Below are 21,538 nucleotides of genomic sequence, written 5' to 3'. Positions count from 1 at the left end.
GGCTGACATGAGCACGGTGGGCTTCCGGGTCTTGGGCCCGGTCGAAGCGTACGACGGCGACAACGAGCTCGATCTGGGCGGCCTCCGCCAGCGGGCCGTTCTGGCCCGGCTTCTCGTCGCCCGGGGGCAGGTCGTCCCCGTCGACACTCTTCTGTTCGACCTGTGGGCCGACGACGCCGCCAAGGGCGCGCAGTCGGGTCTTCAGGTGTACATCTCCCGGTTGCGCCGGGTGCTGGAGCCCAACCGTCCCCGGGGTGGCCCCAACCGGCTGCTGGTCACCGTCGCCTCCGGCTACGCCCTGCGGTCGGCGCCCGAGCAGGTCGACGCCCTGCGCTTCGAGGCGACCGTGCGCGCGGCCGGTGAACGGCTCGACGACAATCCGCAGACCGCCCGCGCCCGGCTGGAGTCGGCGCTGGGGTTGTGGCGCGGCACTCCGTACAGCGACTTCCAGGACCAGTCATGGGCCGAGGCCGAGGTGACGCGGCTGAGCGAGCTGCGGCTGGTGGCGCGGGAGCGCCACGCCGACACCGGGCTACGCCTGGGGCTCCACGCCGAGACCGTCCCCGACCTCGAAGCGCTCACCACCGAGCATCCGCTGCGCGAGGAGGGCTGGCGGCTGCTGGCCCTCGGCCTCTACCGCTGCGGGCGGCAGGGCGACGCCCTGGCCGCGCTGCGCCGGGCCCGCACCATCCTCGACGACGAACTCGGCATCGACCCGGGGCCCGCGCTCCGCAAGCTGGAGAGCGACATCCTGTCGCAGGATCCGGGGCTCGACCTGGTCCTCCTGCCGCGCCGGGCCGAGACGACCCCCACGTGGCCGCCGCGCCCGCTCGAAGTGAGCCCGCTGCCGCCGCTGGAGACCGAGCCGTTCGTCGGCCGCGAGTCCGAGCTGACCTCGCTGCTGGCCGCCGCGCCCCACACCAAGTCGGGCCGTCTCACGATCGCGCTGGTCGGGGGCGATCCCGGCTCGGGCAAGACCACGCTGCTGCGCCAGCTGTCCGGCCGCCTCGAGGAGCAGGGCTGGATCATCGCCGGTGGCGGCTGCCCCGACAGCCCGGCGACCCCGCCCGGCTGGGCCTGGGTCGAGGTGCTGCGGGCGCTGATCGCCCGGCGCGGCGCCGGTGAATACGGCGCGCTGCTGGCGCCCCTGCTCGACGACCACGCGCCGGTCCCCAACGACGACGACACCTCCGGTGGCTTCCGGCTCCACCGCGCGGTCGGCGGATTCCTGGCCGGGGTGGCCCGCGAGGCGCCCCTGCTGATCACCCTCGAAGACCTCCACTGGGCCGACGACCAGACCCTCGCGCTGCTGCGCGCCCTGCCGAGCCTGCTGGCCGCCAGCAGGGTGCTGCTCGTGGTGACCTGCCGCGAGGGCGAGCTCAGCGACCCGCAGCAAGACGTGCTGGCCGCGCTGGCCCGGCTCGGACCGGTCCGGGTCGAGCTCGACGGCCTGTCGCCCGCCCAGACGGCCGAGCTCGTGCGGGCGACGTTCGTGCGCGGCGAGATCGACCACGACGTCGTGGCCGCGATCGTCGAGCGCACCGGCGGCAACCCGTTCTACGTGAAGGAGACGGTCCGCCTCTTCGAGGCGGAGGCCGACATCTCCCAGGTTCCTTCCGGTGTACGCGATGTGCTCCGCCGCCGCATCGCGCGGTTGCCCGAGAGGGCCCAGCAGATCCTGCTCCAGGCCGCCGTGATCGGCCGCGACGTCGACGTCGACGTGCTGGTCGACATCTCCGGCGAGGAGGACTCGGTCGTCGACGCGGTCGAGGCCGCGCTGCTGGCCGGTCTGGTCACCGAGCCGGGCGCCGGGCGGCTGCGCTTCGACCACGAGATGGTCCGCGACACGCTCTACTCCGACGCCTCCCGGCTGCGCCGCTCCCGGCTGCACGCCGCGGTGGCCTCGGTCATCGAGTCGCGCAACCCCGGCGACGTCGCCGCGCTCGCCCACCACTACGACCTGGCCGGCACCGCCGACACGGCCGCCAAGGCGGTGCGCTACGCGGGTCTCGCCGGTGAGCAGGCCGAACGCCGCTACGCCTACCGCGAGGCCGCCTCGCAGTGGGAACGCGCGATCACCGCTTACGACCGCGCGGGCGGACGTCCAGGAAAAGACCGGCTCGAACTCCAGGTCCGCACGATCCACGCGCTGGCCCTCGCGGGCGACATGACCGCCGCCCGCGCCCACCGCCGCGACGCGATGGACGTCGCCCTCCCCCTGGGCGACCTCGAACTGACCGCCCGGGTGGCGGCGGCCCTGGCCGTCCCCCACAAGGGCATCGCGCGCGATTTCACCCGCACCGCGTGGGAGATCGTCGACGTCACCGAGAAGGCGCTGCTGGAGCTGCCGCCCAGCGAACACTCGCTGCGCGCCAGCCTCCTGGCCACCCTGGCCCTGGAGCTCGAAGGCTCCGCCACGCCGCGCGGCGAGCAGGCCTCCCTCGAAGCCGAGGAGCTGGCCCGCGCCAGCGGCGACCCCAACCTGCTGGCCATGGCGCTGAGCGGGCGGCTGCGCCAGTCCTACACGCTGGCCCAGGTCGACGAACGCGAAGACATCGGCCGCGAACTGCTCCGGGTCGGCGCCGAGTCGGGCCAGATCTCCGTCCAGACCCTCGCCCACCTGGTCCTCCTGGAGTGCGCGGCGGCGCGCGGCGACTTCGCCGAGGCCGACAGGCAGCTCGCGAGGGCCGACAAACTCGGCCGGCAGTACGGCCTGGCCGCCCCGGCCGCCGTCGGCGCCTGGTACGCCGGTCAGCGCCTGATGATCAGCGGCGACTACTCGGGCGCCGAGGTCGCCTACCGCAACGCGGCCCGGCTGACCGCCCGCGCCGGAATGCTCGAAGGCCGCCAGGACCTCCCCCTGATCGCGACCTTCTGCCTGCATCTCGTCCAGGGCAGGGCCGACGAGATGGCCGACGCCCTCGGCGAGGCCCACACCCGGGGCGCCAAGTGGACCCTCGACGCCTACGCGATGGCCCTGGCCGAGGCCGGGCACCTACGCGACGCCCGCGCGCTCGCCGTGACCCGCGAACCGGTGCGGGGCGACTTCCTCTACGAACTCGCCATGATCTGGCGTGCTCTGGCCGGCCTGCGGCTCGACGACCTCGACCGCATGAACGAGGCCTACGCCGCGCTGCGTCCCTTCCACGACCGGATCGCCGGCGCGGGCACGGGCGTGGTGGCGCTGTGGCCGGTGGCCCGGACGCTGGGCGACCTCGCGGTGAAACTGGGCCACCCCGACGCCCGGTCCCACTACGAGAAGGCGCTGACGGTGGCCCGCCGGGTCGGCGTGCAGCGATGGGTGGACGACGCGGAACTCGCCCTCGACCGGGTCTGAGGATCACTCGGGTACGACCGGCACGTACGGGAACTCCTCCCTCGGCTTCGAGACGACCGACTCCCGACCGATGCCCAAGGTCACCGGGGTGTTCGCGGCGAAGGAGAACATCACCTCCGGGGCGTTGTCGGTCATCGCGCGGCCGTTCCAGCCCGCGAACGTCAGCCCCGCCTTCGTGCCGATCGTGTAGGGCAGCATGTTCGGGAAGATCCGCCCGACCACCATCTCGGCGTAGGCGTCCGGGTCGGCGGCGGTGCCGTAGGCGCGGGCCACTCCGGCGATCTTCCGCCTGACCTCGTCTCCGTGGAGCCGGATGTCGTCGGCCGGGCCGTTGGTGTTGAGGCGGTCGCCCAGGTCCTCGTCGTACTGGGTGAACAGCGGGTGGATCATCGGCAGGCCGCAGCGGTTGATCGGGTGCCAGCCGCCGCTGTCGGTGGCGAGGCTGGTCTGGGCCCAGACGCCGATGCGGCCGTCGGGGCCCGCGATGCGCCGGAGTTCCTCGTCGGGAAGCTCCAGGACGATCGAGTAGACCGTGTGGCCCGCGAAGAGATTGCCCGCCTTGTCGGGGTTCCAGCCGGTCAGGTCGATTCTGGTGCCGTACTGGAAGGCCTGTCCGACGGCGTGCAGGACGTCGGGCTCGATCCAGAACGCGTCGCCCGCCTGGCCGATCCAGACGCGGCCGCCGCAGTCGAGGTCGAGGGGCTCGCCCATACGTCCGCCCGCGATCAGCTTGTCCTCGGTGGCGGTCACGTAGTGGAGCCGGAAGGTCTGGAGGCCCTCCGCGTCGCGCTCGCCGAAGGTGAAGCGGAAGGTCACGTCCTCGACGGCGTCGCCATTGCCGTCGATCTTGAATTCGTAGCGTCCTTCGGGGTGCAGGCCCTTCGGCGCGTCGGGGCCGACGAAGGAGTTGCTGTGGTCGGCGGCGAAGACGGTGCCGCGCTCGCCGCGGAAGACGTAGAGGTCGCAGACGTCCAGGCGCGGGTCCTGGCGGGCGAGCGGTGAATCGAGGTGGTGGGACATGGGGTACTCCCGGGTCGGGGTGCGTCCTGACCCGGACGGCCCTGCCCCGGGCCGGGAAGATACAGACCCATGAATCAGCAGGTCACCGGGAACTTCTCGCTCATGGTCCGGTCGCCGGAGACGTCCAGGACGACCCGGTAGGACCCCGGGTTGCCGGGCACGCGCACGCGCCAGTCGACGGTCCGGGCGGCGCCTTCGAAGCCGCCGGTGCTCGACAGGTAGTCCTGCCAGGTGCCCGTCGCGCTGAGGCGCTGGAGGGTCCACTCGTAGTGGACGGTGCCCGAGGTGAGCGCGCTGCGGGCCCGGTAGGCGCAGTCGGTGAGTGCGGACACGGTCACCACGCCCGGCTCCAGGGAGACCAGGCCGTTTTCGGCGGGAACCGAGGCGGGGACCGACCGGGCTGAGAGGGTGAGGGTGCGGGACGGCTCCTCGGCGAGGGCGGCCGTGCCGGTCAGGTAGGCGGCGGCGGCCGCGGCGGTGGCGATGAGGAGTCGCAGCGCGGTTCCGCCGACGCTCGCGACGAGGCTGCGGGATTTCATGCTCTTTTTGTAGAACGCGGTGGTTGAGCGGTGGTTGCCGTCCGGTTGCAGGGGGTGTGGTGCCTGGCGCGGTCCACGGAAGCTCGCTTAAGGTAAGGCTGTCCTAATTGCGTTCGTCCCGAGGCGGCACGGTGGAGTTCTCAGACCCGATGGCGGCGTCGTTCCTCGGGCTGCCCTACTGGCTGGTCGGCGCGATCCTCACGGTCGCCCTGTTCGGGGCCTTCCAGGTCTACTACTGGGTCGGCCACAAGGTCGGCGACGCCGTCTACGAGTCGCGGCTCGGGCGCAGGATCGGCCAAGAGCGGATCATCAAGGTCGAGAACGTCGTGCGCAAATGGGGGGCACTCGCCGTCTACGGGTGTTTCTTCGTGCCGGGGCTGCGGCACACGCTGCCGTGGGTGGCCGGCGTGCTGCGCATCAACTACCGCTGGTATCTCGTCGCGAGCGCCCTCGGCTGCCTGACCTGGGCGCCGCTGGTCTGGTTCGGGCTCTATTCGGTGATCTGGGCCTGGCTCCAGCTCGCCGCCGACTCGCCGGTCCTGGCGATCGCCCTCGCCGTCGTGGTGCTGGCCCTGCTGGTGGTGTACGTCATCCGGCGCCGCCGCAGCCGCAACGCTCCGGCGGCGCAGGCGGGTTAGACCTCCGAGTCGTCGAGCTCCGCCTCGGGCGCGGTGCGGCGTACCGACTCGATGCCGTTGACGCAGGCCGCGCGGCTGGTGAACGTCTCGCTGATCGCGATGGTCTGCCCGTTGCCCATGACCAATTTGAACCGGTATGCCCCGGCCGTGTCTCTGCTGATGACGAATCTGCCCGCCATGTTGGTTCCCCCCGAATGCCGTCCGGCCGTCGCGTGTGTACCCGTGCGATCATGCGGGCATGCGTACGACCGTTCTCGTCAGCGCCGTCCTCACCTGGGCGGTTCTCCTTTCGACCCCCGCCCACGCCGACCCCCGGGTGACCGCCTCCGAGGTGTACGTCGTGGATCTCACGTCGGGAACGGTCCCGTACGCCAAACACGAGGATCGGCGGGTGCCCGTCGCCAGCCTGACGAAGGTGATGACGGCCTATGTCGTACGGAAGCGGGCCGACCTCGACGACGTCGTGACCATCACCGCCGCCGACGTGAACCACGCGAGGAACAGCGGCGCCACCCACGCGGGCCTGCGGGCGGGCGAGCGGCTGACCGTCCGCCAGCTCCTGTACGCCCTCCTGCTCCCCTCGGCCGCCGACGCCTCCAACGCGCTGGCCAGGGCGTACGGGCCGGGCAAGCAGAAATTCGTGCAGCGGATGAACGAGGCCGCACGCTCGCTCGACCTCGACGACACCCGGTTCGTCAACGCCGACGGCCTGCCGGCCTCGGGCCAGTATTCGACCGCCCGCGACCAGCTGGAGCTGACCCGGATCGTCCTGAAGGACAGGGTGATCGCCCAGATCGCGAAGACCCGGGTCGCGAAGGCCCAGGGCCACACCTGGACGAACACCAACAAGCTGCTCGCCACGACCCCGGGCACCATCGGCCTGAAGACCGGCTACACGAAGGCCGCCGGATACTGCCTGTCGTTCGCGGCGAAGCGGGACGGGCACACCTATCTGGGCGTGATCCTGGGCGACACCGGTGACCTGCGGCGGTTCACGACGGCGCGGAACCTGCTGAGCTGGGCCGAACGAGTGAGTGACAGGCGATAGCGGCGGCGGCCACGACGTTGAGCGAGTCGACGCCGTTCTTCAGCGCGGCGGGGCTCATCGGGATGCGCACCCGCGCGGTCGCCTGGGTGAGCCAGCGCGACGACAGGCCGTCGCCCTCGGAGCCGAGCAGCAGCGCGGTCTTCTCCCCCAGCCTCACCTCGTCGATCGGCACGGCCGAGGCGTCGGGGGTCAGCGCGAGCAGGTCGTAGCCGTCGAGGGCGGCGAGGCCGCCGTGCCAGTCGTCCATGCGGGCCCACGGGACGGCGAAGACGGCGCCCATCGAGACCTTGATCGCCCGGCGGTAGAGGGGGTCGGCGCAGCGCGGCGACAGGACCACGGCGTCGACGCCGAGCGCCGCCGCCGAGCGGAAGATCGCGCCGATGTTGGAGTGGTCGACCAGGTCTTCCAGGACGACGATCCGGGTGGACCGCCGGGCCAGGTCGGACACTTTCGGAAGCGAAAGCCGCTCGAAGGAGGCCAGCGCGCCCCGGTGGACCGGGAAGCCGGTGACCCGCTCCATGAGGGCGTCGCTCACCACGTACACCACCTGGTTTTCGAGCACGTCGGCCAGGTGGGTGAGCCACTTCGGGGTGGTCAGGAAGGCGCGGGCGGGGTGGCCGGTCTGGAGGGCGCGGCGGATGACCTTCTCGCCCTCGGCGAGGAAGAGGCCGTGTTCGGCCTCGTGGCTCTTGCGGAGCTCCACATCACGCAGGTGGGTGAAGTCGGTCAAGCGCGGGTCAGCCGGGTCGTGGAGCTCGATGACCATCCCGCAAGCCTACCCTTGCCACCCCTTGGCGACGGCGAAACAGATGTGACCGATCGTGACCGGTACAGTACTCAGCGCTGTATCCGGCGGTGCGAGGGCGATCGGGGGTCAAGGTGCCTGACCAGCGGACGCTCACGCGCCCGGCCGTTTCGGCCGAGAGCTGGCTGAGGGACGCCCGCCGCGCGCGCCTGCTGTCGGTGGCGACCCTCGGCTGGCTCGGCGCCGAATCCCTGCTGGGGGTGTACGCCGGCTACGCCGCCCACTCGACCGCACTGATCGGGTGGGGCCTGGCGGCGCTGGTCGAGGCGCTGGCCAGTCTCATCGTGCTGTGGCGCTTCACCGGCGCCCGGCTGGTGTCACCGATCGCCGAGCTCCATGCGACCCGCGCGGTCGCGGTGAGCTTCTGGCTGCTGGCGCCCTATCTCGTGCTCCACGTGCTCCACGACCTGGGCCAGGGTCACCGGGCCGCGCCGACCGGGCTCGGCATCGCGGTGACCACGATCAGCCTGGTCAGCATGCCGGTGCTGGGGTGGGCCAAACGGCGCGTCGGCGCCCGCCTGGGTTCGGCGGCGACCACGGGAGAGGGCACCCAGAACGTGCTCTGCGGGCTGACGGCGGCCGGGGTGCTCGCCGGGCTCGCGGCGGCCTCGATCGGCTGGTGGTGGGCCGACCCGCTGGTGGCGCTCTCGCTCGCGGGGATCGCGGTGCGCGAGGGCGGCAGGGCCTGGCGCGGGCACGTCTGCGACCACTGAAGCGACAGCACGGCGACGTCCATGCCCGAATCGCGGAGGGCGTCGATCACTTCCGCGGCGCCGCCGGGGATCGTCCAGACCCGGCCGTGACGGCCCGTCAGGTGGACGGCGCGCAGCCCGGTGAGGGCCCGCAGCGCCTCTTTGGCCGAGGGCGGCAGGCCGGGGCGGTTGAACTCCAGCAATAGGAGATCTCCGTCGCGCATCCGAGCCCCCGGGTGCAGATTCGCCTGATTTCTAGAACACGATACATCGCGAGATGGCGATGTCAAGATGTATCGCGATGCCCATCATCGCAGTAAAAGGTACGTTTTGCCGGTCTAATGGTTGCCACTATGGTTCCGTAAGCATTACGGAGAATCTCCCTATATGCCGGTCAGGGAGACCATACGACTGAACGAAGAGGCCATCGTGGGACGTCACCGCACTGACGAGATCGAGGGCGGCTACCCCGCGTACGAGCAGCCGCCGACCCGGCGGAAGTCCTCAGGACCGGGCAAGGTGCTCGTCCCGCTCGCGGGGGCCGTGGCCCTCGCGGTGCTGCTGGGCGTGGCCGCCTACGTCGTGGTCAACAAGGACACGGCCGGGTGCTCCGGCGAGAGGGTGTCGCTGTTCGTGGCCGTCGCCAAGGACATCGAACCGGCCGTGAGCGAGATCGCCGGACGGTTCGTCAAGGCCGAGAAGACCGTCGACGGGCGCTGCATCGACGTGGCCGTGAAGGGCACCGACCCCGACGGGGTCGCCGCCGCGATGGCCGGCACCGGCGGCGCCAGTTCCGCGCCGGACGTCTGGATCCCCGACTCCTCGCTTTGGCTGGCCCAGATGCCGGAGAAGTCGGCGCCCAAGGTGACCGCGAACCTGGCCGCCTCGCCGATCGTGCTGGCCGCGCCGAAGGCCGCCGCCGCCAAGCTCGCCGAGTCGCTCCAGCCGAGCTGGACCGGCCTGATGACGGCCGCCAACGCCGCCAACCCCGACGGCCTGGCCAGCAAGGTCCGCGTGGTCGTGCTCGACCCCGCCAAGAACGCCGCCGGGCTCGGCGCGCTGCTGGCCGGGGCCGGGATCCTGCAGAAGAGCGGCGACGAGAACTCCGAGGAACTGCTCGTCGGTGTGCTGCGCCAGCTTTCGGAATCGAAGGTGACCTCGCCCGACAACCTGTTCGCCACCCTGTCGAAGGCGGCCAAGCGGGTGCCGATCGGGGTGACGTCGGAGCAGTCGATCTGGGCGTTCAACGGCAAGAACAAGAACGCCGCCGTGGCGCTCTATCCGGCCGAGGGCACCGTCAACCTCGACTACCCGATCATCACCACGGCGAAGGACCCGGCGAACAGGCAGGCCGCCAAGTTGTTCACCGACGAACTGGAGTCGGCGGCGTCGCGCAAGACCGTCCAGCAGTTCGGTTTCCGTACACCCGAGGGCCAGGGCACCGCGCTGACCGAGGAGACCGGCATGCGGGCGGAGGCCCCGACGGCCCTGCCGATCCCCGACGCCGCGACGGTGAACACGCTCGCGCAATCGTGGAAGCGCGTCGGCCTCGGCACCAGGCTGCTGTCGCTGCTGGACGTCTCGGGCACCATGGCCCGGCCCGCCGACTCGACCGGCATCACCCGTATGCAGGCGATCTCGCAGGTCAGCATCGAGGGCCTCAAGCTGTTCCCGGACAAGACCGAGATCGGCACCTGGATCTTCTCCGACAACCTCAACGGCGACAACGTCGACTGGAAGGAGACGGTCCCGGTCGGGCCGCTCGCCCAGCAGATCGACGGCGTGACCCGGCGCGAGGTGATCTCGCAGCAGCTGACCCAGATCAAGGCGATCCCCACGGGCAACACCGGCCTGAACGACTCGCTCTGGGCGGCGTACAAGAAGATGACCGGCGAGTACGAGGCCGACAAGATCAACACGATCCTGCTGTTCACCGACGGCGTCGGCGACGACGACCCGAGCGGCGGCATCGACGACGCGACCCTCCTCAAGCGCCTGAAGGCCACCTACGACCCGACCAAGCCGGTCTCGATCCTGGTCATCTCGTTCAACACCCAGGGCGACGAGAACCGGGCCCAGATGCAGCGGATCGCCAAGGCGACCGGCGGCGAGGCGTTCTTCCCCGAGACGGTGCTGGAGATCAGGAACATCTTCCTCCAGGGCATCGCGCGCCGCCTGTGCGCACCCAACTGCCCCAGCGCTCAGTAACCGCCACCCGAGTCACAGGAATCACTGTTCTCCCAGGTCATGCCACTTGAGCATGGCCTGGAAGACAGTAAACGCGGACCCGGAAAGGGGCGTCCTTCTCGTGTGGGGACCGGCAGGTCCCCTGTTCTCGGGGAGGAATTCCGTTGCCCGGATGGCCGACCGTCGGCCGAGCCGACGACCATCGTCTGCTCGACGCGCTGAAGCGCACCGACGCGCACGCACCAGCGAGCCTGTACGACGCGTACGCCGATCGGCTGAACGACTACGCCTACTCCAGGCTGCGCGACTTCGACCTGGCCGCGAGCGCGGTGCACGACGCCCTCGTGCTCGCCTGCGCCTCGGTGGGGCGGCTGACCGAGGCGCAGCGCTTACGCGCCTGGCTCTACGCCCTGGTGCGCTTCCAGTGCGCGGCCCGCACCCCGTCCACCGCGCCGGTGCCGGTCGACCTGGCCGACAGCCTCGACCCCGAGATGACCGCGCTGGTCCACGAGGCGCTGGGTGAGCTGAGCGGGCCCGAGCGCGAGGTGCTGGAACTCTCCCTGCGCCACGACCTGACCCCGGCCGAGGCGGGCGCCGTGCTGGGGCTGACCTCCCGCCAGGCGGCGACGAGGCTGGAGCGGGCCCGCGACCACCTGGAGAACTCGGCCGCCGCCGTGGTGCTGGCGCGCACCGGCCGCGCCCACTGCCCCGACCTGTCGGCGATGGTCGACTCCTGGGACGGCCCGCTGAGCACGCTGCTGCGCCAGCGGCTGAGCCGTCACATCGGCGGCTGCGAGGTCTGCACCGAGGGCAAGCAGCGCCACGTCGCGGCGCCGAAGCTGCTGGAGATGGTCCCGGTGGCGTTCCCGCCGCTGTCGCTGCGGCGCCGGATCGTGGACACGTGCGCACACCCGGAACGAGATGAGACGAAGATCCTCCTCGCGCACGACGGGGATCTCTTCGACCGGAACGGATTCCCCGTTCCGGCCGGAAGGCGGCCCCGAGTGAAGCGGGGCCGCCGGGCGGGGGGCGTGTCACGGCGGGCGGCGGGGAAGAAGAAGTCCCGGCGCGCGACGCCCGTCGTGGCCGCTCTCGGCGTGTTCCTGGTCGCCGGGGGCGGGGTGTTCTGGCTGAACGGCACCAGCGCGGGCGCCCCCGCCCAGATGGAGGCCATGCCCCTGCCGGAGCCCACCGACGACGTCGTCCAGGCCCCCCAGTACGACGTCGACACCGACCCGCCCGCCGAGGAGCCGATCCCCGACACGCCACCGGCGTCGCCCGAACCGGAGGCGGAGGAGACCTCGTCCACCCGGGCGCCCGCACCGGTGCCCACCGCGGCGGCGGCCCCGACGCGCAAGCCCACGCAGAAGCCCAGACCGACGCGCAAGCCGACCAAGCGGCCGACGGCCGCGACCGGCGCCCTGTCGATGACCTGCCCCGGCGACGTCGGCGACGCCACGGGCGAGGTGCTCTACCTCACCGCCAGGAACGCTCCAATAGCGTGGAGCGCCCGCGCCGGTGAGGGCGTCTCGATCGCCCCGGTCCGAGGGGTGCTGAAGAAGGGCGCCAGCGGGCGCATGACGATCTCGATCGTCAACCCGCGATCGGCCGGCAGCGCCACGATCGCGATCACCTCGCCCGGCGGCAACCCGTCGTGCACGATCTCCTGGCGCGGCGACGGCTACGGCCCCCCGCCCGGCGGCTGGCCCGACCCGACCAACCCGCCCCGGCCGACCCCGACGCCGAAACCGGACGAACCGACCAGCGCGCCCACCGAAACCCCCGCGACCCAGACGTCAGGGGAGCCTCAGCAGTAACCACGCGCGGTTGCACATCCGTTACCGATAGAGTCCCTGTTCCTTGTGAACCGGGGACCGCGCGAGAGCGTCGGCATTGACGGGCACGCCCCCGGTTGATCCTATGAAGTGCCTCCACCAGCCGGGAGAGTGACATGGGGACCAGCCGGACCATCCTGATCGGTGCGCTGGGCGCGCTGTGCCTCGCGGGCGCCGTGCTCGCGCTGGCCGACGTGCAGTCGCCCGCCAGGCTGATCTTGACGCCCCTGTTCCTGCTCGTGGCACCCGGCGCGGCCATCGCCGGACTGTTGCGTGATCGTGACCCTCTATCGGCTCTAACCGTCGGACTGGCCGCCAGTCTGGCTGTCAACGTTCTTCTCGCCGAGGCGATGCTCCTCCTCGACGCCTGGTCTCCGCGCGCCGGCGTGGCCACCGTCGCGGTCGTGAGCGCGTTTCTGGTGATCCTGCGCCAGCTTCACCGCCCACGCACTCGCGTCACCCCCGCACAGCACGGCGGGTGACGACCCCACGCACCCTCTGCCCCACGACCGGGACGGGTTCCTCAGCGCCATCCCGTCCAGTCGCGCCGGTCCGCTGGCAGTCTCCGCTCATGACAGACCGCCCGGAAGGACATCTCCGTCACCATGAGTCCCGAGATCACCGGACTGCGGCCGCTCCCGCATGTCGAGCGTTACACCGCCGTCGGCCCCCACCTCGCGGTCTCCCCGACCGTCAGCGTGGTCGTGCCGGCGATGAACGAGGCCGAGAACCTCCCCCACGTCTTCGCGACCCTGCCGACGTGGGTGCACGAAGTCGTCCTGGTCGACGGCCATTCGACCGACGACACCGTCGAAGTCGCCCGGCGACTGCGGCCGGGCCTGCGGATCGTCCACCAGACCGGCCGAGGCAAGGGCGACGCCCTGGCCGCCGGGTTCGCGGCCTGCACGGGCGACATCATCGTGATGATCGACGCCGACGGCTCGACCGACGGCCGGGAGATCATCCAGTTCGTGAGCGCGCTGGTCGGCGGGGCCGACTTCGCCAAGGGGTCGCGGTACGTCCCCGGCGGCGGCAGCGACGACCTCACGGTCACCCGCCGGGCCGGCAACACGGTGCTGCGGACGATCGTCAACACGCTCTACCGCACCCGCTACACCGATCTCTGCTACGGATACAACGCCTTCTGGGCCCGCCACCTGCCCGCGCTCGACCTCGACTGCGAGGGCTTCGAGGTCGAGACGCTGATGAACATCCGGGCGGCCAGGGCGGGACTGCGGGTGCACGAGGTGCCCAGCCACGAGCGCAACCGCATCCACGGCGAGTCGAACCTGCGGGCGGTCCGCGACGGGCTGCGGGTGCTGCGGACCATCGTGCGGGAGTGGCGGCGGCGCCGTCCGGTTCCCGCGCCGCTGACCCAGCCGGCCACGGCCGACCAGGGTGCGGCGTGAACACCTCCGTGGTGATCTGCGCGTACACCGAGGATCGCTGGGACGACATCGCCGCCGCGGTGGCGTCGGTGCGGGGCCAGACGGTCGCGGCGCGCGAGCTCATCCTGGTCGTCGACCACAACCCCGACCTGCACCTGCGGCTCAAAGACGCCTACCCTGACGCGATCGTGCTGGAGAACGTCCACGACAAGGGGCTGTCCGGTGGCAAGAACACCGGGACCGAGGCGGCCACCGGCGAGTACGTCGCGTTCCTCGACGACGACGCGGTGGCCGACCCGGGCTGGATCGAGGGCCTGGAATCGGCCATGGCCGGGCCTGACGTGGTCGGGGCGGGCGGGCTGACCCGCCCGCTCTGGGCCACGAGACGGCCGCGCTGGTTCCCGGTCGAGTTCGACTGGACGGTCGGCTGCACCTACAGGGGCATGCCGGAGACCCGGGCACCGATCCGCAACGTGATGGGCGGCAACGCGATCTTCCGCCGCGAGGTGATCGGCGCCGTCGGCGGGTTCTCCACCGGCATCGGCCGCAGCGTCAAGGGCGGCAAGAGCCGCCCGCTGGGCTGCGAGGAGACCGAGTTCTGCATCCGGCTCACGCAGAGGATGCCCGGCGCGGTCCTGCTGTTCGAACCGTCGGCGGGCATCGGCCACCGGGTCCCGGCGGCGCGCGAGACCTTCCGCTACTTCCGGTCGCGCTGCTTCGCCGAGGGGCTGTCGAAGGCCCTCGTCACTCAGAGCGTGGGCAGTGGTGACGGGCTGGCGAGCGAGAGGTCGTACACCTTCAGGACCCTGCCGCTCGGAGCGCTGAAGGGCCTGGTCACTCTCCGATGGGGCCTCTCGGCGGCGATCGTGATCGGGCTGGCCTGGACCACCTGGGGTTACCTCGTGGGAAAGGCGCGCGGATGACGCGGGTGCCGATCCTGATGTACCACTCGGTCACCGACCGGCCGAATGCGGAGACCCGGCCGCTCGCGGTGCGGCCGGGTGACTTCGCCGAGCAGCTCGACTACCTGGCGGGCAACGGGTTCACCCCGATGACGTTCGCGGGCCTGATCGCGGCGGTGAACGGCACCGGGGTCACCCTGCCGGAGAAGCCCGTGGTGATCACCTTCGACGACGGCTACGCCGACTTCCACACCGAGGCGCTGCCGATCCTCGATCGTTTCGGGTTTCCGGCCACCCTTTTCCTGACCACGGGCTGGGTGGCCGACGCGGGCGGCGAGGCGGCGGGCACCCCGCTCGACCTCATGGTCACCTGGTCGCAGGCGCGGGAGGCGGCGGCGCAGGGGCACGAGATCGCCGCCCACAGCCACAGCCATCCGCAGCTCGACCAGTTGCCCGAGGCGCAGTTGCGCCAGGAACTCCGGCGCGGCAAAGCGGTCTTGGAGGACAGACTCGGACTCCCGGTGACGACGATGGCCTATCCCTACGGCTACTCCAGCGCACGGGTCCGCCGCGAGGCGCGGCGGGCCGGGTTCTGGGCCGCGTGCGCGGTCGCCAACGATCTCGCCGAGCTGCCCGCCCCCGACATGCTGGCCGTTCCCCGCCTGACCGTCAGCCGGACCACCGGGCCGGGCCGCTTCGCCCGCGCCGTGGAGGGCAGGGCGCTCCCGCTGGTCTATCTCCGGGAGCGCGCACTGACCCGTGGCTACGCCGTCGTGCGCCGGGGCAGGTACGGGATCGCGCGTTTCGCTCGAAGAGCATAAGGGGAGAAAACAGGGCGACCGAGGACATGAGGGGGCACAGTGGCCCAGGCATGGCTACCCGTCGCCAGTCGCATTCCCGCTCCCCAGGACGCCGGCCCCATGATCGGGGGGGCGCCCAGGGTGGTCTGGTTCATTTGGCCTACGGACCCACAAGGGATCTCGGCCAAATCCGTGGCCCAGCGGCTCGTTCAGCTCAACCGCCCCGCCCACCTGGTGTGGAACCCGGTGACGGGGCAGATCATCCAGCAGTTGTCGCCGACCCGCGCGGCCTGCGGCCTCACCGGAGACCTCAACCGGCACGGCCGGGTGTGCGTCCAGATCAGAGTCTTGGGGTCGGTGCACGAACCGTTCACCGACAGCAAGCTCGACGGTCTGGACGAGATCCTCGCCTGGCTGGATTCGTGGGAGGTCCCCCGGCGCTGGCCCGCCGGTCCGCCCCTACCTCTCCCCCATTCGCTGGTCCAGGAGGGCAACCGCCGTCTTTGGGCCCGTGGGGGGCATTTCGGGCATTCGCAGGTTCCGGGTTCCGCCGAGGGGGATCCAGGGGCCATCGACGTCGCCCGCATCATCGGAGACGGCGCGCCGCAGTTAGAGGTGCCCCGTCCCCGGGAGGAGCTCCGGCTCCTGGAGAGCGTGATCTAGCAGGTTCCTGACGATCCCGCAGCCCCGGCGGACATCGTGGAGTGCGGCCGAGCCGTACCCCACGACCAGGCCGTGGACGCGGGGCGGGCCGTGGTGGTGGCGGAGGGTCGTGTCGACCAGAACCCCCCGCTCACGGGCGCCCGCGACGACCTCCGGCACCACGTGTTCCGGAAGTTCCGCCAGGACGTGCAGACCGGCCGTGTCGCCCTTGGTCCACGGACCGAGGGCGGCCACCACGGCCTCCCGTCTGCGGGCGTACTCCAGGCGCATGCGTCTCAGGTGGCGGTCGAGGTCACCGCGGTCGAGCAGGATCGCGACCGCGCGCTGGACCGGGCCCGAGGTGCGGTCGGCCAGTTCCTTGCGCCGCCGCGCGACGCGGTCGAGCAGCGGCGGGCTCGCCACCAGCCAGCCGACCCCGACGTCGGGGCTGAGCGACTTCGACAGAGTGCCGAGCAGCACGACGTGCTCGGGGTCGAGGCCGTAGAGGGCCGGGAGCGGGGCCACGTCGTAGCGGAACTCGGCGTCGTAGTCGTCTTCGACGATCAGCGCGCCGGTGGCGCGGGCCCAGGCGAGCAGGCGTTCCCTGCGCGGGATCGGGAGACGGCCGCCGGTCGGGAACTGGTGGGCCGGGGTCGTGTAGATCATCCGCAGGTCGGCGGGCAGTTCTTCGACGATCACGCCGTCGGCGTCGACCGGGCACGGGACGATCTCGGCGCCCCGCGACGCGAAGATCCACCGCGCGGCCCGGTAGCCGGGCTCCTCCACACCCACCCGGTCGCCCGGTTCCAGCAGCGTGGCCGCGAGCAGGTCGAGGCCGTTGCCGGTGCCACGCGTGATCAGCACGTCGCCCGGCCCCGCCGGGACCGCGCGGGCCCTGCGCAGGTGCGCGGCGAGCGCCTCACGCAGCAGAGGGTCGCCGTAGAGGTCGGGGCGGTCGCTCATCGGCAGGTCACCGGCCGCGCGCCAGGCGCGCCGCCAGGCGGCGTCGTCGTAGTCGAGCACCCAGGGCCGTCCCGGGCGCAGGTCGATCAGACCCGTCTCCGGTACGTCGTGGGCCACCTCTATCGGCGAAGGCCGCACGTCGGGCCGGGGGTGGACGTCGGCCACGTAGGTGCCGGAGCCGTGGCGGCCGTCGAGCCAGCCTTCGGCGTAGAGCTGCTGGTAGGCCTCGGTGACCACCGTCCGGCTGACGCCGAGCAGGCCGGCCAGGGCGCGGCTGGAAGGGAGGCGGGAACCCGCCGTGAGCTGGCCGTTGCGCATGGCCGCCCTGAGTTGGTCGCCGACCTGGGTCACCAGGGGTACCCGGCTGTTCCGGTCGACCGCCACGGGCAGGTCGACCTGTGGCTTCCGCAAAGTGGTCTCCCTCAACACCATGAAAGTGGACGTGTCCGCCCAGGCCACTCGGCTTCTACGGTAACCGTATGACCGAGCTGTCCAGCACCCCTCGTACCGCCCTCGGCCGTTCCAAGGAACGTGGCCGCACCGACCGCGCCGACCTGCACGCCGTCCTCGACGCCGGGCTCATCTGCCACCTCGGCGTGATCGTGGACGGCGCCCCGATGGTCGTCCCGACCGGTTACGGCCGCATCGGCGACACCCTGTACATCCACGGATCCACCGGCGCCCGGACCCTTCGCGGCGCTCCCGGCGAGACGGTCTGCGTCACGGTCACCCACCTCGACGGCATCGTGCTGGCCCGGTCGACCTTCCACCACTCGGTCAACTACCGCTCGGCGATGATCTACGGCGTGCCGCGCCTGGTCACCGACGACGACGAGCGGATGGCCGGACTGGCCGCGATCACCGAGCAGCTCGCCCCGGGCCAGTGGGACTACGCGCGGGCGCCCAACCGCAGGGAGATGGCCGCCACCGCCGTCCTGGCCCTGTCGCTGGAGGAGGCCTCGGTCAAGATGCGGGCGGGCGGCCCGAACGACGACGACGAGGACTACGAGCTGCCCATCTGGGCGGGCGTGCTGCCTCTCGTGACGACCTGGGGTGAGCCGATCACCGACCCGAAGCTGACGCACGCGATCCCGGTTCCGGAGCATATTTCCGGTAGGTGAGCCTTTGACAACCACCCGGCGGACCTACGCGTCTTCTTAACGTATCGAGGCGCCCGGCACCCACGTGGCCATCGAGTACCCGCTGAGGGACTCGCGTGGGAGGCCGGGCTCCCCTCGTTTTCCGGCCCCGTCTTGACCCGGTGAGCACCCGGATCTTGTCAAGGCGATGTGATCGCCGTCACTACGATTGCGATATCAGATGCCTTTCGGGCATGACCCGGCACCCTCCGCCCCATACGTCGCGGTATCGCCCTACGATGTATCCGCCCAGGTCAGAAGCCCGGCCGACACATCCTCCCAAAGCGGGCACGTGTCTCCTCGTCCCCGGTCAGCCCGCCTGTACCACTAAAGTCACATTTGACACTGAGTCACTACAATCTCATGACTTTTCCCCTCGTGCCTTGAGTCACCGTTAGGCTCTGTGCTCGTCATGGTGGGGGCCCGGGCATATAAGGAGACCGCATGTACGGCCAGACCGGCGCCTGGCGGGTTCCCGGCTATACGGAGCTACGCGAGCTCGGCACCGGCGCAGCCGGACAGGTCGTGTTGGCTAGGCACGATGCCGATGGAACGCCAGTCGCGATCAAATATCTCTCCCCAGAACTCCTAGCCGATCCCAACTTCATCGCCCGGTTCCGGCACGAGGCCCGCCTCCTCGCGCTGATGGACCGCAACCCGCACGCCGCGCGCTTCTACGAGTACGTCGAGCAGCCCTACGGGGCCGCGATCGTGATGGAGCTCGTCGACGGCGTCTCGCTGCGGGCGATGATCCGTTCCGAAGGCCCGACCGGACCCGAGGCCGCCCTGGCGGTCCTCAAGGGTTCCCTCATCGGCCTCGCCATCGCCCACGACATGGGTGTGGTGCACCGGGACTTCAAGCCCGAGAACGTCATGGTCGACGGCAACGGCCACAGCAAGCTCGTCGACTTCGGCATCGCCGCCCGCGCGGGCGAGGGCATGCCCGCCTCGGGCACGCCGTCCTACATGGCGCCCGAGCAGTGGGCGGGCGCCCCGGCCGGTCCGTCGACCGACGTCTACGCCGCCACGGTGGTGTTCTTCGAGTGCCTCACCGGTCAGCGTCCGTTCCAGGCCAACAACCTGGCCGCGCTGGCCCACCAGCACCAGACGGCCCAGCCGCCGATCGAGCACATCCAGCCGCAGCTGCACGGCCTGATCGCGCGCGGCATGGCCAAGCACCCGCAGGAGCGCCCGGCCTCGGCCCACGCGTTCCTCCAGGAGCTCGAGTCGGTCGCGGTCGAGACCTACGGCCCGCAGTGGGAGGAGCGCGGACGCCGCCGCCTGGCGGCCCTCGCCGGCCTGCTCGCCGCCTTCTTCCCGTTCGCCGCGGCCATCCCCGAGGCGCACACCCAGCTCGCCGACACCCAGCTCGCCGCGGGTGGCGAGCAGTACGGCGGTGAGTACGGCGGCGGTGAGGAGCCCACCCGCAAGGGCTTCTTCAGCAAGGCGATCGTCAAGATCAGCCTGACCGTCGTCGGCATGGCGGTGATCGCGGGCGGCACGGCCGTCCTGGTCGGCTCGATCAGCGGCGCCACCCTGTCGGCCGGTACGACCCAGCTCACCCCGAGCCCGCTGAACACCTCGGCGACCCCCGACCCGCTGGTCGAGGAGGTCGACGACGGCCTGATCGAGGAAGTCCCGATCACCGAGACCCCCGAGGTCACCGAGTCCCCCGACTCCGCGACCGACGGCGGCGACCAGCCTCCGGTCACCCAGCCGACCTCGAACGCCCAGCCGAAGCCCACCCAGGGTCCGAAGCCGAAGCCGACGAAGAAGCCCACCAAGAAGCCGACCACCAAGCCCACGAAGAAGCCGGGCGGCGGTGGCGGCGGCCTTGAGGAGCCGGGCGACCCGACGGCGACGAGCGAGCCGGGCGAGGAGTCCCCGTCCCCTTCGCCCACCCCGACGACCGCCTCTCCGACGCCGACTCCGCCGGCCGAGACCCCCACGGTGACTCCGCCGGCCGAGACCCCGACGACCAACCCCAGCACCAGCAACCCGGGTTCACCGGGCGGGCCGGGCACGCCTCCCGCGGAGACGCCGCCCACCCGTGACACCGAAGAGCCGACCGTCGAGCCCTCGGTCGAGCCGACCACCGGAGAAGCGGCCGCCGCCGGATTCTTCGCGCTCGGACTGATGACGACCGGGCTCGTCCCCGCCACACTTGCCGTGAAGCGATCGATGGCGGGAAGGCACCGGCGGAGGCGTAAGTAGTCATGCATGACGGGGGAAGTGTCGCGGGCCACCTGCTGACCGGCAGAACGAGGGTCAGCGAGGTCGGCACCTGGCACGACGCGGAAAGCCCCGGCGGCGAGCCGTCGGGGCTGCTCCGGTTCAACGATCACCTCCTGGCCGCCCCGGGCGCGCGTGAGCGCCTGGTGGCGGCCATTTCCGCTGATCGGAGGCTGGCCCAGTCGGGGCAGTACGGCCTGCTGCCGATCTCCGACCTGGTGGCCGCCCACGGCGAGGTCTGGCTGATCACCGGCCGCCGCGCCGTCCCGACGGTGGCCGACCTGCTCACCGGCGCGACCCAGCCCGGGTGGGGGCCCGACGCCGGCAGCGCCGCCACGATCCTCATCGAGACCGCCCAGACCCTGCTGGGCCTGCACGCCGCCGGCCTCACCCATGGCGCGGTCCATCCCGGCACGGTCGTGATCGGCGAAGACGGCTCGGCGCTGCTGGCCGAACGCGGCCTGCTGGAGGCGCTGCGCGGCGATCCCGCCTCGCCGGAACGTGACATCGCCGCCTGGCAGTCCCTGGCCCGCACGCTCTCGGCGAGCTGGGCCACCGGGCAGCAGGCGCAACTGCTCGACCACGCCGCCTCGGTGGCCTCCTCCCACGGCCTGGCCGCCGCCCGCGACACCCTGACCAACGGCCGCGACATGCTCCCGGCCGGGTTCAGCAGCCGCGAGTCGCTGGTGCGCACCCTGCACGCCTGGTCGGCGCTGCCCCCGGTGGCGGCCGCGCTCCCCCCGGCCCGGCTGCCGCAGACCGGCGAGCTGCAGACGCTGCTCGACCCGTCCCGCCACATGGGCGCGGGGCCGGGCGGTCCGCCCCAGGCGGAGGCGGGCGGCATGCGGTTCGGCCCGGGAGTGCCCGCCGACACCACGGCCGCCCAGATCTGGCGGTCGGGCGCCACCCAGCACCCCGACCAGGTCGCCAAGGGCCGCCGCAAGCCCAAGCCCAAGCGCCGGACCGCCTGGTTCAGCTCCCTGCTGATCTGCCTGCTGCTGGCCGCGTTCATCCTCTACCTGCGGATGGCGCCGCCCGCCGAGATGGCGGTGTCCAAGGTCAGCGTGTCGGCCCCGAAGAAGACCCAGGGGTGCGACGCCAAGACCAGGATCATGGCGGTCGTCACGACGAACGGCGAGGCCGGAACGTTCAAATTCGAGTGGGACCAGAGCGACGGCAAGAAGACCGAAGGCAGCCAGAAGGTCGACAAGGGGACGACTTCGGTAGATCTTCCGCTCATCTGGCAGGTCAGCGGACCGGGCAGATTCAAGGGCACCGCCACGCTGCGCGTGCTCGACCACACGCCCGAAGGGAAGCCGATCTCCGCGAAGGCGAGCTTCTCGTACAAATGCTGACTTCACTAGGCTGCCT

19 protein-coding genes are annotated in these 21,538 nt (G+C 71.5%); 14 read left to right on the top strand and 5 right to left on the bottom strand.

The features are described 5' to 3' along the window. The first annotated feature begins 7 nt into the window (after positions 1–7). Entirely contained in the window at positions 8–3,337 is a 3,330-nt protein-coding gene (locus tag ACYQ78_RS36235; protein ID WP_459805502.1) for a BTAD domain-containing putative transcriptional regulator, read from the top strand. A gap of 3 nt (positions 3,338–3,340) precedes the next feature. Here ACYQ78_RS36235 and ACYQ78_RS36230 read toward each other — a convergent pair whose 3' ends face one another. Both ACYQ78_RS36230 and ACYQ78_RS36225 read right to left on the bottom strand, forming a co-directional pair. Further along, positions 3,341–4,357 (bottom strand): DUF4331 family protein, encoded by a 1,017-nt coding sequence (locus tag ACYQ78_RS36230; RefSeq protein ID WP_459805501.1) that lies wholly within the window; start codon positions 4,355–4,357, stop codon positions 3,341–3,343. 74 nt (positions 4,358–4,431) lie between these two features. Continuing rightward, complete coding sequence (locus tag ACYQ78_RS36225; RefSeq protein WP_459805500.1) at positions 4,432–4,896, bottom strand: hypothetical protein; 465 nt, start codon at positions 4,894–4,896, stop codon at positions 4,432–4,434. Positions 4,897–5,027: 131 nt separating this feature from the next. Here ACYQ78_RS36225 and ACYQ78_RS36220 point away from each other — a divergent pair, with 131 nt between their 5' ends. Further along, a complete protein-coding gene (locus ACYQ78_RS36220) occupies positions 5,028–5,534 on the top strand; it encodes a DedA family protein (RefSeq protein WP_459805499.1) in 507 nt (168 codons plus the stop codon). On the opposite strand, the gene ACYQ78_RS36215 is transcribed toward ACYQ78_RS36220, so the two are convergent. Beyond that, positions 5,531–5,713 (bottom strand): YegP family protein, encoded by a 183-nt coding sequence (locus ACYQ78_RS36215; protein ID WP_459805498.1) that lies wholly within the window; start codon positions 5,711–5,713, stop codon positions 5,531–5,533. The two genes, ACYQ78_RS36220 and ACYQ78_RS36215, sit on opposite strands and share 4 nt — an antisense overlap. A gap of 59 nt (positions 5,714–5,772) precedes the next feature. Here ACYQ78_RS36215 and ACYQ78_RS36210 point away from each other — a divergent pair, with 59 nt between their 5' ends. Next, positions 5,773–6,582, top strand: coding sequence for a D-alanyl-D-alanine carboxypeptidase family protein (locus ACYQ78_RS36210; RefSeq protein ID WP_459805497.1), 810 nt, complete (start codon positions 5,773–5,775; stop codon positions 6,580–6,582). Here ACYQ78_RS36210 and ACYQ78_RS36205 read toward each other — a convergent pair. Continuing rightward, a complete protein-coding gene (locus ACYQ78_RS36205) occupies positions 6,527–7,348 on the bottom strand; it encodes a TrmH family RNA methyltransferase (protein ID WP_459805496.1) in 822 nt (273 codons plus the stop codon). The genes ACYQ78_RS36210 and ACYQ78_RS36205 overlap by 56 nt on opposite strands. Positions 7,349–7,461: 113 nt before the next feature. Between ACYQ78_RS36205 and ACYQ78_RS36200 the strand changes: the two genes are divergently transcribed. From ACYQ78_RS36200 to ACYQ78_RS36165, 8 genes are all read left to right on the top strand, one after another. Continuing rightward, positions 7,462–8,100 carry a cation transporter gene (locus ACYQ78_RS36200; RefSeq protein ID WP_459805495.1) on the top strand — a complete coding sequence of 213 codons (639 nt, stop codon included), beginning with the start codon at positions 7,462–7,464 and terminating at the stop codon, positions 8,098–8,100. Positions 8,101–8,508: 408 nt separating this feature from the next. Further along, entirely contained in the window at positions 8,509–10,287 is a 1,779-nt protein-coding gene (locus ACYQ78_RS36195; protein WP_459805494.1) for a substrate-binding domain-containing protein, read from the top strand. A gap of 143 nt (positions 10,288–10,430) precedes the next feature. Next, a complete protein-coding gene (locus ACYQ78_RS36190) occupies positions 10,431–12,083 on the top strand; it encodes an RNA polymerase sigma factor (protein WP_459805493.1) in 1,653 nt (550 codons plus the stop codon). A gap of 134 nt (positions 12,084–12,217) precedes the next feature. After that, positions 12,218–12,583, top strand: a complete 366-nt coding sequence (locus ACYQ78_RS36185; RefSeq protein ID WP_459805492.1) for a hypothetical protein — start codon at positions 12,218–12,220, stop codon at positions 12,581–12,583. A 123-nt stretch (positions 12,584–12,706) separates the two neighbouring features. Beyond that, the gene (locus ACYQ78_RS36180; RefSeq protein ID WP_459805491.1) at positions 12,707–13,510 is read left to right on the top strand and encodes a glycosyltransferase family 2 protein; all 804 of its coding nucleotides are present in this window, start codon (positions 12,707–12,709) and stop codon (positions 13,508–13,510) included. Further along, positions 13,507–14,412, top strand: coding sequence for a glycosyltransferase family 2 protein (locus ACYQ78_RS36175; RefSeq protein WP_459805490.1), 906 nt, complete (start codon positions 13,507–13,509; stop codon positions 14,410–14,412). Before ACYQ78_RS36180 ends, ACYQ78_RS36175 begins: the two co-directional genes overlap by 4 nt. Next, a complete protein-coding gene (locus ACYQ78_RS36170; RefSeq protein WP_459805489.1) occupies positions 14,409–15,212 on the top strand; it encodes a polysaccharide deacetylase family protein in 804 nt (267 codons plus the stop codon). Before ACYQ78_RS36175 ends, ACYQ78_RS36170 begins: the two co-directional genes overlap by 4 nt. A gap of 171 nt (positions 15,213–15,383) precedes the next feature. Then, complete coding sequence (locus ACYQ78_RS36165; protein ID WP_459805488.1) at positions 15,384–15,854, top strand: hypothetical protein; 471 nt, start codon at positions 15,384–15,386, stop codon at positions 15,852–15,854. On the opposite strand, the gene pdxR is transcribed toward ACYQ78_RS36165, so the two are convergent. Continuing rightward, on the bottom strand, positions 15,801–17,207 hold the full coding sequence (gene pdxR / locus ACYQ78_RS36160) for a MocR-like pyridoxine biosynthesis transcription factor PdxR (protein WP_459805487.1): 1,407 nt from the start codon (positions 17,205–17,207) through the stop codon (positions 15,801–15,803). The two genes, ACYQ78_RS36165 and pdxR, sit on opposite strands and share 54 nt — an antisense overlap. Positions 17,208–17,275: 68 nt before the next feature. Here pdxR and ACYQ78_RS36155 point away from each other — a divergent pair, with 68 nt between their 5' ends. From ACYQ78_RS36155 to ACYQ78_RS36145, 3 genes are all read left to right on the top strand, one after another. Further along, complete coding sequence (locus tag ACYQ78_RS36155) at positions 17,276–17,917, top strand: pyridoxamine 5'-phosphate oxidase family protein (protein WP_459805486.1); 642 nt, start codon at positions 17,276–17,278, stop codon at positions 17,915–17,917. 462 nt (positions 17,918–18,379) lie between these two features. Next, positions 18,380–20,149: a serine/threonine-protein kinase gene (locus ACYQ78_RS36150; protein WP_459805485.1), complete on the top strand. Its 1,770-nt coding sequence runs from the start codon at positions 18,380–18,382 to the stop codon at positions 20,147–20,149. A gap of 2 nt (positions 20,150–20,151) precedes the next feature. After that, entirely contained in the window at positions 20,152–21,522 is a 1,371-nt protein-coding gene (locus ACYQ78_RS36145) for a protein kinase family protein (RefSeq protein ID WP_459805484.1), read from the top strand. Positions 21,523–21,538: the final 16 nt, after the last annotated feature.

Source organism: Herbidospora sp. RD11066 (genome assembly GCF_054661255.1).
Note: the sequence above shows the minus strand (reverse complement) of the source record. Positions and strands in the feature narration are given on the sequence as shown.

Excerpts from the sequence above, each read along its gene's own strand:
- ACYQ78_RS36235 (WP_459805502.1), top strand. The coding sequence starts at position 8 with ATGAGCACGGTGGGCTTCCGGGTCTTGGGCCCGGTCGAAGCGTACGAC.
- ACYQ78_RS36230 (WP_459805501.1), bottom strand. The coding sequence starts at position 4,357 with ATGTCCCACCACCTCGATTCACCGCTCGCCCGCCAGGACCCGCGCCTG.
- ACYQ78_RS36225 (WP_459805500.1), bottom strand. The coding sequence starts at position 4,896 with ATGAAATCCCGCAGCCTCGTCGCGAGCGTCGGCGGAACCGCGCTGCGA.
- ACYQ78_RS36215 (WP_459805498.1), bottom strand. The coding sequence starts at position 5,713 with ATGGCGGGCAGATTCGTCATCAGCAGAGACACGGCCGGGGCATACCGG.
- ACYQ78_RS36210 (WP_459805497.1), top strand. The coding sequence starts at position 5,773 with ATGCGTACGACCGTTCTCGTCAGCGCCGTCCTCACCTGGGCGGTTCTC.
- ACYQ78_RS36205 (WP_459805496.1), bottom strand. The coding sequence starts at position 7,348 with ATGGTCATCGAGCTCCACGACCCGGCTGACCCGCGCTTGACCGACTTC.
- ACYQ78_RS36185 (WP_459805492.1), top strand. The coding sequence starts at position 12,218 with ATGGGGACCAGCCGGACCATCCTGATCGGTGCGCTGGGCGCGCTGTGC.
- ACYQ78_RS36180 (WP_459805491.1), top strand. The coding sequence starts at position 12,707 with ATGAGTCCCGAGATCACCGGACTGCGGCCGCTCCCGCATGTCGAGCGT.
- ACYQ78_RS36170 (WP_459805489.1), top strand. The coding sequence starts at position 14,409 with ATGACGCGGGTGCCGATCCTGATGTACCACTCGGTCACCGACCGGCCG.
- ACYQ78_RS36155 (WP_459805486.1), top strand. The coding sequence starts at position 17,276 with ATGACCGAGCTGTCCAGCACCCCTCGTACCGCCCTCGGCCGTTCCAAG.
- ACYQ78_RS36150 (WP_459805485.1), top strand. The coding sequence starts at position 18,380 with ATGTACGGCCAGACCGGCGCCTGGCGGGTTCCCGGCTATACGGAGCTA.
- ACYQ78_RS36145 (WP_459805484.1), top strand. The coding sequence starts at position 20,152 with ATGCATGACGGGGGAAGTGTCGCGGGCCACCTGCTGACCGGCAGAACG.